We start from the raw sequence: 12,125 nt of genomic DNA, 5'->3' as shown, positions 1-12,125 counted from the left end.
CGTACAGCACTTCGGCCGCCATCACCGGCGTGCCGAGCTGCTCGCGCAGGCCCATGAGCTTGCGCAGGCGGTTGTTCTCCTGCGTGAGCTGCTCGACCTGGCCGGCACGCAACGATTGCAGCGCGAGCTTGCGGCCGGCTTCTTCGCTGCTGGTTTTGGCCTGGTTCAGGGTGGTGAAATATTCACCGCTGCTTTTGACCGCGCGCACCGGTTGCAACGCCAGCCATTGCACCGGATACAAGGCCGTAGCCAGCGCGGCGCGCACCGGTTGGGTAATGCGAAAACGCGTATCGGCCACCATCAGGAACAGCGACAGCGCGCTGAAAAACACCAGCTTGGACAGCGCCGAAGGCCCCTGTTTGAAAAAGGGCGGCGGGGATCTGTCGAGGGTTCCTAAAGGCATGGTTCGCTGTCAGGCTGGCCCCGCTTCATGCCCGGCGTGCAGCATGAAGTGAAGACGCTTATTCCGAGGTGAAGATGGAACCCAGGCGGTCCATGCGCTCCAGCGCAATGCCACAGCCGCGCACCACACAGGTCAGCGGGTCTTCGGCCACCAGCACCGGCAGGCCGGTTTCTTCGGCCAGCAGGCGGTCCAGGTCGCGCAGCAAGGCGCCACCGCCGGTCAGCATCATGCCGCGCTCGGCGATGTCGGCGCCCAGTTCGGGGGGCGTTTGCTCCAGAGCGTTCTTCACGGCGCTAACGATGTTGTTGAGCGGGTCGGTCAGGGCTTCGAGGATTTCGTTGCTGGAGATGGTGAAGCTGCGCGGCACGCCTTCGGACAGGTTACGGCCCTTGACTTCCATTTCCTTGACTTCGGAGCCGGGGAAGGCCGAACCGATGCTCTTCTTGATGGCCTCGGCGGTGGGCTCGCCGATCAGCATGCCGTAGTTGCGGCGGATGTAATTGATGATGGCTTCGTCGAAACGGTCGCCGCCGACACGCACGCTGCCCTTGTAGACCATGCCGCCCAGCGAAATCACGCCGACTTCGGTCGTGCCGCCGCCGATGTCGACCACCATGGAGCCGCTGGCTTCCGACACGGGCAGGCCCGCGCCAATCGCGGCCGCCATCGGTTCTTCAATCAGGTACACATCGCTGGCACCGGCGCCGAGCGCGCTTTCGCGGATGGCGCGGCGCTCAACCTGGGTGGAGCCGCAAGGCACGCAGATGATGATGCGCGGGCTGGGCTTGAACAGGCTGCGCGGGTGCACCATCTTGATGAACTGCTTGAGCATCTGCTCGGTCACGGTGAAGTCGGCGATCACGCCGTCTTTCATCGGGCGGATGGCCTCGATGTTGCCGGGGACCTTGCCCAGCATGGCCTTGGCTTCGTGGCCGACGGCCTGGATGGTTTTTTTGCCCTGGGGGCCGCCTTCGTGGCGGATGGCGACCACAGAGGGCTCATCCAGCACAATACCGCGGTCGCGTACAAAAATCAGGGTGTTGGCGGTGCCAAGGTCAATGGCCAGGTCGGTGGAGAAGTACCGACGGAATGATTCAAACATATGCAGGAGTCCGGTTGAGCATGAGCAAACTTCGTTGCTCCATCGCCTTTTTATTGATCAAGCAATTATGGGGAAGTTGAGCCAGAGGCGCTCTGAAATCTGCTTCCGGCACCTAAAAAACGCCTAAAGCCCGCATCCAACCCTGATTTCACACCAAAGGCGGGATAATAACGCATCCCCTATAGATCAATAGCTTTAGCCTGCCTGTTTTTTCAGCTTTACACCTCGTTTCAGCCCCTGTTTTCTGGTTTATTTTTCCCGTATTTCCTTCATCCCTACCCCATGGCATTGACACCCCAAGACATCGCCCGCGTCGCCAACCTGGCGCGGCTGGAATTGCGCCCCGACGAAACCGAGCACACCCTGGCCCAACTCAACGGCTTTTTCGCCCTGGTCGAGCAGATGGAAGCCGTCAATACCGAAGGGGTGGAGCCTTTGGCCCATCCAGCGGCCGTGATCGGTGAAGTGGCCCTGCGCCTGCGCGAAGATGTCGCCAGCGAGCCCAACCAGCGCGAAGCCAGCCAGGTGAGTGCGCCCGCCGTAGAGCGCGGCCTTTTCCTCGTGCCCAAGGTGATCGAATGAGCGGCGCCATGAAATCTTCTTCCGCTTCTTCTGACCTCCACGACCTGGGCGTTGCCCAGCTGGCCGCCAAACTGGCCGCCGGCGAAGTCTCCAGCGTTGAAGTCACGCAGCATTTTCTGGCCCGGATCCGGCAGGAAAACCTGGGCGCCTTCCTGGCCACCAGCCCCGACGTGTCGCTGACGCAGGCCAGGGCAGCCGATGTCCGCCTCGCCGCCGGTGAGCGCGCGCCCCTGCTGGGCGTACCGCTGGCGCACAAGGACGTTTTCGTCACGCGCGACTTCCCCACGACAGCCGGCTCCAAAATCCTGGAAAACTACCGCAGCCCCTTTGATGCAACTGTGGTGGGCAAGCTCGGCGCAGCCGGCATGGTCACGCTGGGCAAGCTCAACTGCGACGAGTTCGCCATGGGCTCGGGCAACGACAACAGCGCCTACAAGCCGGTGAAGAACCCCTGGGACCTGGAACGCATTCCGGGCGGCTCCTCGGGCGGTTCGGCGGCCGCCGTTGCGGCCCGCCTGGTGCCCGCCGCGACCGGCACCGACACCGGCGGCTCGATCCGCCAGCCCGCGTCGCTCACCGGCATCACCGGCATCAAGCCCACCTACGGCCGCTGTTCACGCTACGGCATGGTGGCCTTTGCCTCCAGCCTGGACCAGGCCGGCCCGATGGCGCGCAGCGCGCTCGACTGCGCCCTGCTGCTCTCCAGCATGGCCGGGCCCGACCCCGACCGTGACTCCACGTCGCTGGACCTGCCCATCACGGACTACGCTACTGATTTGATAGCTGCCGGCGCAGAACCTGCGGGCGCAAAACCGTTAAAAGGCTTGAGAATCGGGCTGCCCACGCAATTCTTCGGCTCGGGCTGCGCACCTGACGTGCTGGCCGCCGTGCGCGCCGCGCTGGGTGAATATGAAAAGCTGGGCGCCACATTGATTGACGTGAGCCTGCCGCTCACCGAACTCTCCATTCCCGTGTATTACGTGATCGCGCCGGCCGAGGCCAGCAGCAATTTGAGCCGCTTTGACGGCGTGCGCTATGGCCACCGCGCCGCCAACTACACCGACCTCAACGACATGTACAAAAAGTCGCGCTCGGAAGGCTTTGGCGACGAGGCCACGCGCCGCATCATGATCGGCACCTATGTGTTGTCGCACGGCTACTACGACGCCTACTACCTCAAGGCGCAGAAAATCCGCCGCCTGATCGCGCAGGATTTCCAGACCGCCTTCACACAGTGCGACATCATTGCAGGCCCCGTTTCACCCACCGTCGCGTGGAAGATCGGCGAGAAATCCGATGATCCGGTGGCCAACTACCTGGCCGACATCTACACGCTGTCATCCAGCCTCGCCGGCTTGCCTGGCATGAGCGTGCCCGCAGGCTTTGGCGCGGGCGGCATGCCCGTCGGCCTGCAGTTAATCGGCAACTACTTCAAGGAAGCGCAACTGCTGGGCGCCGCGCACCAGTTTCAGTTGGCTACCGACTGGCACCTGCGCCAGCCCCCAAGCCTTTGAGTGATTTGACATGAGCCAGACCCAATCCACCGTCAACCCTTTCGCCGAAATGCAAGCCGGCCGCCCCACCGGGCCGCTGGTGCAAGGTTACGAAGTCATCATCGGCTTTGAGACCCACACGCAGCTCACCACGCAATCGAAAATTTTCAGCCGCGCCTCTACCGCGTTCGGCGCCGAGCCGAACACACAGGCCTGCGCCGTGGACCTCGCCCTGCCCGGCGCCCTGCCGGTAATGAACAGGGGTGCTGTGCAGCGCGCCATTGAGTTCGGCCTGGCCGTCAATGCGCACATCGCCGAGCAAAGCGTGTTCGCACGCAAGAATTACTTCTACCCTGACCTGCCCAAGGGCTACCAGATCAGCCAGTTCGAGATTCCGGTGGTGCAAGGCGGCAGCGTCGAGTTTTTCCTGGACGGCGAGGAACGCGCGGTGCGCCTGGTGCGCGCCCACCTTGAGGAAGACGCGGGCAAGTCGCTGCACGAAGATTTCATTGGCATGAGCGGTATCGATTTGAACCGCGCCGGCACGCCGCTTCTCGAAATCGTGACCGAGCCCGACATGCGTTCGTCCGCTGAGGCGGTGGCGTACGCCAAGGAGCTGCACAAGATCGTCACCTGGATCGGCATTTGCGACGGCAACATGCAGGAAGGCAGCTTCCGCTGCGATGCCAACGTGTCGGTGCGCAAACCCGGTGCCGAGTTGGGCACCCGCCGTGAGATCAAGAACCTGAACAGCTTCAAGTTCATGCAACAGGCCATTGACTATGAAGTGCGCTGGCAGATCGAACAGATTGAAGACGGCCATGTGATTCAGCAGGCCACGGTGTTGTTTGATCCGGACACGGGCGAGACGCGTTCGATGCGAACCAAGGAAGATGCCGCGGACTACCGCTACTTCCCTGACCCGGACCTGCCGCCGCTGGTGATCGGCCGTGACTGGGTGGAGAAAACCCGCTCCGACATGTCAGAACTGCCGCGCGTGATGGCAGCGCGCTTTGTGGCTGATTACGCCCTGCCCGAATACGATGCCGGCCAACTCACGCAAAGCAAAGCCACTGCCGCCTATTTCGAAGCGGTGGCAACACTCAGCAAACAGCCCAAGCTGGCCAGCAACTGGGTCATGGGCGAGTTGTCGCGGCGGCTGAACAGTGAAGAAAAATCGATTGAAACTTCCACCGTCAGCGCTGCGCAACTTGCCGCCCTGATTGGCCGGATTGCGGACGGCACGATTTCCAACAATGCTGCCAGGYAGGTGTTTGATGCGTTGTGGACCGGCGAAGGCCAGGACGTAGACGCCATCATCGAAGCCAAAGGCCTCAAACAGATGAGCGACACCGGCGAGTTGGAAAAGATCATCGATGATGTTCTGGCCGCCAACGCCAAAAACGTCGAAGAGGTCCGGTCGGGCAATGCCAAAGCCATGAACGCACTGGTCGGTCAGGCCATGAAAGCCACCAAAGGCAAGGCCAATCCGGCCCAGGTGAACGAGTTGCTCAAAAAGAAGCTGGGCTGACCGTTCTGACGGAGTTAACAACAGCCCAGGGGCGAGCCGCTAATTTTTTGCGGCGCCAGCAACACCACTGGCCGCAATGGCAGGCGCGCCGGCAACGGCCCACAGCTGCTTGAGCTTGACCAGCTCTTCGTCAAACCGCTGGTTGACGCGTTTTTTTTCCTGCTCCTGGTCCAGGATGAACTTCTTCTGCACCAGAGCGCTGTTGTCGTTTTCCTCGATCCTGCGTTTCAGCGCAGGAGGTGCCTTGGCGGGGTCTTTCGCGTAGAACTCGAGCTCGCTGTTGATGCTCTTGCGCTGCGCGGCCAGTTCCACCGTTCTTTTGCTCGCAGCCTTGATGACCTCATCGATCTGGGCCAGCGCGGTGACGCGTTCCTGGTCGTGCACTTCCCGGCGCGGATAGCGCMGCAACAGGGCGCGGTCACGCCGTTTTTCCTCGGCTTCGCGTGCGCGCACTTCGGCTGCGGCCTTCTCTTTTTCCTCGAGGGCGGTGCGCTCCTGCACGGTCAACGACGGGCCCACCTGGCGCTTGACCAGGCCGGTGGGGCCCAGTTCCTGTTGCGTGCGGTCTATGCATTCAATGATCGGGCGATCTGCCGTGATCTTGCGGCCCTTGCCGTCAACACAGGTGTAGATGTTTTGCGCTGCGACGGGGACGGCCAGGCACATGAGTGAAACACAGATGACCGTGAACAGGGTTCGCAGGAGCAATTCGAATCCTTAATTGACGCCGTATCGTTCCCGATAGGCCAGCACCGACTGGTAGTGCGCTTGCAAAGATAACGTTTCAGGAGCGCTTATAGCCGACGTGCCGCCCTGCCTGGAGAGATACTGCAGCAAGTCGGTCAGGCGCGCAATCGCACAAACCTGCAACCCCAACTGATTCGTAACATATTGCACAGCACTGTGGTTCACATCCACACCGTTTTCGGTGGCCTTCTCCTGCCGGTCCAGCGCCAGCGCCACAGCGTGGGGAATGGCCCCGGCTGCCCGGATGATGGCAATGGATTCGCGGGCGGCGGTGCCTGCGGACATCACGTCGTCAATGATCAGCACACGGCCTTTGACGGGTGCGCCGACCAGCGTGCCGCCTTCGCCATGGTCCTTGGCCTCCTTGCGGTTGTAGGCAAACGGAAAATTGCGCCCCAGCCGCGCCAGCTCGACGGCCACCGCGGCAGCCAGCGGAATGCCCTTGTAGGCGGGCCCGAAAATCATGTCGAATTCAAGACCGCTGCGCTCTTCTTCGGCCAGCAGGTGGCGCGCATAGAATTGCGCCAGCCGGCCCAGCTTGGCCCCGTCGTCAAACAGGCCGGCATTGAAAAAATAGGGGCTCATGCGCCCGGCCTTGGTCTTGAATTGCCCGAAGCGCAGCACGCCTGATTCGACGGCAAACTGCACGAATTCCTGTGCCAGCGCACCGTCCGCAGAATGCGCTTCGTCCTTGTTGTCCAGTTTCCCTGCCGTGCTCATTTGAAAGTCCCATGTTTAAATTAACCAGCCTCAACCTCAACGGTATCCGCTCCGCAGCCAGCAAGGGGTTGCTGGACTGGGTTGCACAATCCATGCCGGATTGTATTTGTGTGCAGGAGCTCAAGGCCCAGGCCGCCGACATGAGCGGCCGGTTCGAGGAAATCGCCGGCATGAAAGGCCATTTTCATTTCGCCGAGAAAAAAGGCTACTCCGGGGTCGGCGTGTACACGAGGCACGAACCCAGCGACGTCATCGTGGGCTACGGCTCCGCCGAATTCGATGCCGAAGGACGTTATGTGGAACTGCGCTTTGACAGACCCGGGCGCAAGCAAAGCCCCAAGCTGTCCATCATCAGCTGCTATTTCCCGAGCGGCTCTTCGGGCGAGGAACGCCAGGCCGCCAAGTTCCGCTTCCTGGCCGAGTTTTATCCGCGCCTGCTGGCCCTGAAGGAAACGCGCGACTTCGTGCTGTGCGGCGACATCAATATCGCGCACCAGGAAATCGACCTGAAAAACTTCAAGGGTAATAAGAAGAACAGCGGCTTCCTGCCCGAAGAACGCGCCTGGATGACCGAGCTGCTGCGCGATGCCGAGCTGGCCAACGAAGCCGCACAGGAGCTGACACAGCGCACAGGCCCCTCGGTCAAGGGCGGCGGTATGGTCGATGTCTACCGAAAGCTGCAGCCCACAGCCACGGACGCGGCCTACACCTGGTGGAGCAACCGCGGCCAGGCCTATGCCAAGAACGTAGGATGGCGGCTGGACTATCACCTCGCCACCCCGGCGTTTGCCGCGCTGGCCCGCAGCGAACATATCTACAAGGAACAGCGGTTTTCCGACCACGCACCCATGAGCGTGGACTATGAGTTTGGACTTTGACCCCCGCCCAGGCTCACTGCGTGTAGCCTGTCCCCCCCTTCCAGGGGGCGGCGCCTGCGGTCTGGCAAAGCCAGTCCCGCGGCCCCTGCTGGTGAATACCCCGCTGGTTAGTCCCTGAATTTTCAACCCAGCCGGGGCCGCGGATCCGGCTTTGCCGGGCCGCAGGCACCGTCCCCTGCAAGGGGAAAAGGTCTACACGCAGTGAGCCCGATAGGGGTGTGCCAATCTTTCGGCTTTGCCAGACCGCAGGCGGGCGGCCCCCTCGGGGGGCAGGGAGCTACATAAAGTGAGCGACCGTGGGGGCTCTACTGCGCCGCCCAGATGCGCTGGATCTGGGTAGACAGCTCCATCGGGTCAAACGGCTTGGGGATCACCTCCATGGCGCCCAGGCCCTTATACACCGCGACCTCTGCAGCCTGCACCTTCGCGGTCATGAAAATCACCGGCGTGTCGGCCGTGGCCGGCAATGCCCGAAGACCTTTGAGCGTGCTGGGCCCGTCCATGCCGGGCATCATCACGTCCAGCAGCAGCAGGTCGGCGCCGGCGCCCGGTGCGGCATCCAGCGCCTCCTGGCCCGAAGCGCAGGCGATAACGGTGAAGCCGCCTACGGCTTCCAGCGCCATTTGCGCAACCATACGAATGTCGGGTTCGTCTTCGACATACAGGATACGGGTCAGTGGTTTGGTCATGATCAGATCAGGGGTTGGGWTTGGGTGGGGCGGTAGTCGGCGGGAATCTGGAGCACACGCTGGATTGTATTGAGCAGTTCGGTATTGGAAGTATGGGCCTTGACCAGCACCGCATCGGCCTGCTTGCCATCTGCCGGGTTTACGTCGCCGGCCGAGAACACGATCACCGGCGGGCGCGGATCCAGGGCGTCGATATCCTCGAACAGGTCCCAGCCCGAATGGCTGCCGAGCGACAGGTCCAGCAGGATCAGGTCGAATGAATGCTGGCGCAGGAGGGCGCGAGCCTCGTCCAGCGTGGTGGCAAATTCGAAGGTCGCAAAGTCCTGCGCAATGGCTGCCGTGATTTGCTGGATATCCTGGTCGTCTTCGACATGCAGAACGCGCGGTTTGCCTTCATCCACACTGACAACGGCCCGGCGCAGGCTGTGAATGAGGAGCCGCTCGTCAATCGGCTTTTTCAGCCAGTCCGACACCGTGTGCGGCTTGCGGTTGAACTGCAACTGCCCTTGCTCGGCCATGGCCGAGATCACCACAACAGGCAGGTGGCGGGTTCGTTCGTCCTCCCGCAGCTGGCCGATAAAAGCCACGCCGTTCTGCCCCGGCAGTTTCAGGTCTACCGTCACGGCGTCGTAGCTGTTAACTGCCAGGCAAGCCAGCGCTTGCTCCGCGCTGTGTGTCATGTCGGAGTCGAACCCGGCCTTGCTCAGCATCATGCTGATCAGCCTGGCCACATCGGGATCGCCTTCGCAGATCAGGATGCGGGGCCGGGTTGAAACAGCCGGCTGTATCCGCACGGGTTGCAGCAGTGGCACCGGGTTGGTCCATTCCGGCACTTCAAAAAAGAAGGTGGTTCCCACGCCTTCCGCGCTGCTGAAGCCGATCGTGCCGTCCATCTTCTCCACCAGCGCGCGGGAAATATTCAGGCCGAGGCCGGTTCCGCCTTTTTGCCGGGTGTCGGAAGAATCTGCCTGCGAGAATTTCTGGAAAATGCGGCCGTGGAACTCCTCGGGAATGCCGGGGCCGACATCAACCACCTCGACGCGAACGCGCTGCGCCGACCGTGACAGCCTGACCTCCACCGGGCTGCCCGGCGGCGAAAACTTGACCGCGTTGGACAGAAGATTGGTCAAAACCTGGGTCATGCGATCGGCGTCGATCCGCACCTGCAGGGCGACGTCAGGCGCCCGCAACACGAGGTCTACCCGGTGCTGGCTGGCAAAGCCCTCGTTGGCGACCAGCGCCTGCTGCACCAGTTGCCGAAGGTCCACCACCTGCAGGTCCAGGCGCAATTTGCCGGACTCGATTTTTTCACTGTCCAGGATGTCGTTGATCAGCCGGATCAGGCGCTCGCAGTTGCTTTGGGCAATGCCCACCAGGTTCYTCACCGCCGCAGGCAGCTCACCGGCCACGCCGCCGGAAATCAGCCCCAGAGAGCCGCGTATGGACGTCAGCGGCGTGCGCAGCTCGTGGCTGACGGTGGACACGAATTCGGTCTTCATGCGGTCGATACGCCTGAGCTCGGTGATGTCCGTGCCCATTGAGAAGAACCCGATGACCTTGTCTTTGGCTGCGCCTTCGCCGTAGCGGGGGAAATACTGCATCGCGAAGTGCCTGCGCTCGCCTTGCGGCGTCACCTGGGTGCGTTCGTAGCGGACCGGCTTGCCGCTCAGCACTTCTTCCACTTTCTCCCGGACGGTTTCGTAAATCTCCGGACCCAGGACTTCAGCCAGGGGGTGCCCGTCGATCTGCTCGAAGCTCAGGCCGAAAGCAGCTTCGTAAGCGCGGTTGTGAAAGCGAAAGCGCTGCTCCGTATCGAGGTAGGCAATCAGGGCCGGCACCGTATCGGTGACCTGGCGCAGCTGGGACTCGCTCGCCCGCAAGGCCTTGCTGATGCGCTTGCTCTCGGTAATGTCATGCATCAACGCGGTGAAAAGGCGGCGGCCGCCGACCTGCACATCACTAAAAGACACACTGACCATGAACTCGCTGCCATCTTTGCGCATGGCGCGCACTTCCTGCCCGGATATCCGGAATGTTTCCGGCTGCTCGCGCATCATGGAGGTGAAATCCTTGTATTGCTGGCGAAACCGCGGCGGCACCAATTCCGACACGTCACGGCCGATCAGATCGCTTTTCTCATACCCAAAGAGCTGTAAAGCCGCCGCGTTGGCCTCCAGAACGATGTCGTCGGACGTGGTGGTGATCACCGTTTCGACCATCCCCTCGGTAATGCTGCGGCTCATCACTTCTGTGTCGCGCAATTGCTCCTCACCGCGTTTTCGCACGTGCTCATAGTGCTTGACCACATAGACCATCCAGGCCAGCATGCAGGCAAACAACAGGTTTCCCGCGATGATGAAGCCCTGAGCCCACTGGGCGCTATGCTCCGCCGCGGCCTGCGCGTCACGCCACTTGTGGACCTCGCGATTACGCGCGTTTTCCAGCAACCCGTCGGTGCGCAGCCTCAATTGCCGGCTGGCATCACTGCCAAGAACGGTCGCAGCGGCTTCGGGGCCGGACGCCTTGCGCGCCGCGATGGACTGGTTCGCGATCAGGGCGCGCTGGTTGATCAGTTCGTCAAACTCCACGGCCTCCTGCAGCACGTTGGCGCTGCGCATGCGTGCCCTGATCGCGCGCAACTCGACCCGAGCCCGCTGGAACTCCTCCAGCTCCTGGGGGCTGCCGCTCAGAAGATACTGCCGCAATGTGGACTCGGCCGTGCGGAGGCCGGAGTCCGCACGCTCGAGCATCACCAGCGTGTCTTCCGTGCGCACCCGGGATTGCGCCGTTTCAATCAGGCGGTCGATGCCGATGTACGAGGCCGCACCCACAACCATCATCAGCACGAGGCCTGCAGCCAATGCGATTTTGATCTTGACCAGAAAAGCGTTGGAGGAAACCATGGACATTTTGTGCGATCTGATCGTAGGCGTTCACGCAGTACCGGGAAAGCGCTGCTGCAGTGCCTTAACTGCCCGTCCGACTTCGGCCTGCACCTGCGGCGAAAGCGGCCGGCCGGCACCGACATGAGGTTCTATGGCCAGTTCCAGCGCCTGGGCCGCAAGACCGAGGTCGACCCATCCGAAGGTTGCCGCAGATCCGGCCAGGCTGTGCGCATGGCGTTCCAGGGTTGGCAGAGCCTGCGCCAGATCGTCGCCGTTGAGAATTTGTTGCCATAAGGCCGCCACCTGCTCAAGACGACGCGGCAACGAGCGGGTGTAATCGGCGCGCTGCTCCTCCAGAAATGCGAGCAGGGCCGGGTTGGGTTGCGTCATGGCATCCGGAAAGCTGGCGCCAGCCATGCGCTATTTGATGCGGTGCCGCGGGAGAAGCTGGTGACCAGCCCCGAAGTCGCCTTGGCATGCAAGCCGCGCGGGCACGCATGTTGCACTTGATGAAGAAGAAAGCACATGCGGCTTATCTTACGGCGCAGGTGCCAAAACGCAGCGTAGGACAAGTACGAGGTTTCGCCTTGGGGTGCACCGCTTGCGGCGGGATGTCAGAAGCGAATCATCTGTACCGACGGATAATTAATTCTTATAGACTGCTTTATCGCAAAAAACCCTGAATCTATGCGGTAACTAAATACATTAGTATTCAATCATTGGAGGCGCCGCGCGCATCAAGCCGATGGATCGGCAGCCCGCCCCAGCGCGGCGATCACATCAGACTGGGTAATAATTCCCACCAGCCGCCCCCCCTCCCCGATGATGGGAATGTGGTGGTGACCGGTGCTGCCGAACAGCGGCACCAGTTCCACCAGCCGACGGTGCATGCCCGCCACCCGCACATTGCGGGTCATGATCTGGCCGACGACTTCAGGTTTGTCGGAGTAAACGCTGCGCGTGGTGCGCACCAGCTGCCTCAACTTGGCGTCAAAGCCTTCGTACAAATCGAGTTCTGCCGCCCGCATGAAGTCGGCCTGCGTGATGATGCCCGCGATGCGGAAGCTACGGTCCACCACCGGCAAGGCCTTGATG

12 protein-coding genes are annotated in these 12,125 nt (G+C 62.0%); 4 read left to right on the top strand and 8 right to left on the bottom strand.

What is annotated here, in order from left to right; all coding sequences use genetic code 11:
- Positions 1 to 403: rod shape-determining protein MreC (mreC, locus tag AC1D1X_RS05935; RefSeq protein ID WP_477697966.1), on the bottom strand; the 403-nt coding region annotated here is incomplete at its 3' end.
- A gap of 58 nt (positions 404 to 461) precedes the next feature.
- Positions 462 to 1,505: a rod shape-determining protein gene (locus AC1D1X_RS05930; protein WP_457281706.1), complete on the bottom strand. Its 1,044-nt coding sequence runs from the start codon at positions 1,503 to 1,505 to the stop codon at positions 462 to 464.
- A gap of 282 nt (positions 1,506 to 1,787) precedes the next feature.
- Here AC1D1X_RS05930 and gatC point away from each other — a divergent pair, with 282 nt between their 5' ends.
- Genes gatC through gatB form a run of 3 tightly spaced genes read left to right on the top strand, consistent with a single transcriptional unit; the run spans position 1,788 to position 5,111 of the window.
- On the top strand, positions 1,788 to 2,087 hold the full coding sequence (gatC, locus tag AC1D1X_RS05925) for an Asp-tRNA(Asn)/Glu-tRNA(Gln) amidotransferase subunit GatC (RefSeq protein ID WP_477670255.1): 300 nt from the start codon (positions 1,788 to 1,790) through the stop codon (positions 2,085 to 2,087).
- 8 nt (positions 2,088 to 2,095) lie between these two features.
- The gene (gene gatA, locus AC1D1X_RS05920; RefSeq protein WP_477670256.1) at positions 2,096 to 3,601 is read left to right on the top strand and encodes an Asp-tRNA(Asn)/Glu-tRNA(Gln) amidotransferase subunit GatA; all 1,506 of its coding nucleotides are present in this window, start codon (positions 2,096 to 2,098) and stop codon (positions 3,599 to 3,601) included.
- A gap of 10 nt (positions 3,602 to 3,611) precedes the next feature.
- On the top strand, positions 3,612 to 5,111 hold the full coding sequence (gene gatB, locus AC1D1X_RS05915; RefSeq protein ID WP_477697965.1) for an Asp-tRNA(Asn)/Glu-tRNA(Gln) amidotransferase subunit GatB: 1,500 nt from the start codon (positions 3,612 to 3,614) through the stop codon (positions 5,109 to 5,111).
- A 39-nt stretch (positions 5,112 to 5,150) separates the two neighbouring features.
- Here gatB and AC1D1X_RS05910 read toward each other — a convergent pair whose 3' ends face one another.
- Both AC1D1X_RS05910 and pyrE read right to left on the bottom strand, forming a co-directional pair.
- A complete protein-coding gene (locus AC1D1X_RS05910) occupies positions 5,151 to 5,777 on the bottom strand; it encodes a DUF4124 domain-containing protein (RefSeq protein WP_477697967.1) in 627 nt (208 codons plus the stop codon).
- 51 nt (positions 5,778 to 5,828) lie between these two features.
- The gene (pyrE, locus tag AC1D1X_RS05905) at positions 5,829 to 6,578 is read right to left on the bottom strand and encodes an orotate phosphoribosyltransferase (protein WP_477670258.1); all 750 of its coding nucleotides are present in this window, start codon (positions 6,576 to 6,578) and stop codon (positions 5,829 to 5,831) included.
- An 11-nt stretch (positions 6,579 to 6,589) separates the two neighbouring features.
- Between pyrE and AC1D1X_RS05900 the strand changes: the two genes are divergently transcribed.
- Positions 6,590 to 7,456: an exodeoxyribonuclease III gene (locus AC1D1X_RS05900; protein WP_477670259.1), complete on the top strand. Its 867-nt coding sequence runs from the start codon at positions 6,590 to 6,592 to the stop codon at positions 7,454 to 7,456.
- 305 nt (positions 7,457 to 7,761) lie between these two features.
- On the opposite strand, the gene AC1D1X_RS05895 is transcribed toward AC1D1X_RS05900, so the two are convergent.
- From AC1D1X_RS05895 to AC1D1X_RS05880, 4 genes are all read right to left on the bottom strand, one after another.
- Positions 7,762 to 8,145 (bottom strand): response regulator, encoded by a 384-nt coding sequence (locus AC1D1X_RS05895; protein ID WP_477647940.1) that lies wholly within the window; start codon positions 8,143 to 8,145, stop codon positions 7,762 to 7,764.
- Between the two features lie 2 nt (positions 8,146 to 8,147).
- The gene (locus AC1D1X_RS05890) at positions 8,148 to 11,048 is read right to left on the bottom strand and encodes a PAS domain S-box protein (protein ID WP_477697964.1); all 2,901 of its coding nucleotides are present in this window, start codon (positions 11,046 to 11,048) and stop codon (positions 8,148 to 8,150) included.
- 30 nt (positions 11,049 to 11,078) lie between these two features.
- Positions 11,079 to 11,447, bottom strand: coding sequence for an Hpt domain-containing protein (locus AC1D1X_RS05885; protein WP_477670261.1), 369 nt, complete (start codon positions 11,445 to 11,447; stop codon positions 11,079 to 11,081).
- 320 nt (positions 11,448 to 11,767) lie between these two features.
- On the bottom strand, positions 11,768 to 12,125 hold a 358-nt coding region (locus AC1D1X_RS05880), incomplete at its 5' end, for a CBS domain-containing protein (RefSeq protein WP_477697963.1).

It is taken from the genome of Polaromonas sp. P1_G4, from assembly GCF_056405475.1.
The sequence above is the reverse complement of the archived record's forward strand: the minus strand, read 5'-3'. Positions and strand labels throughout refer to the sequence as shown.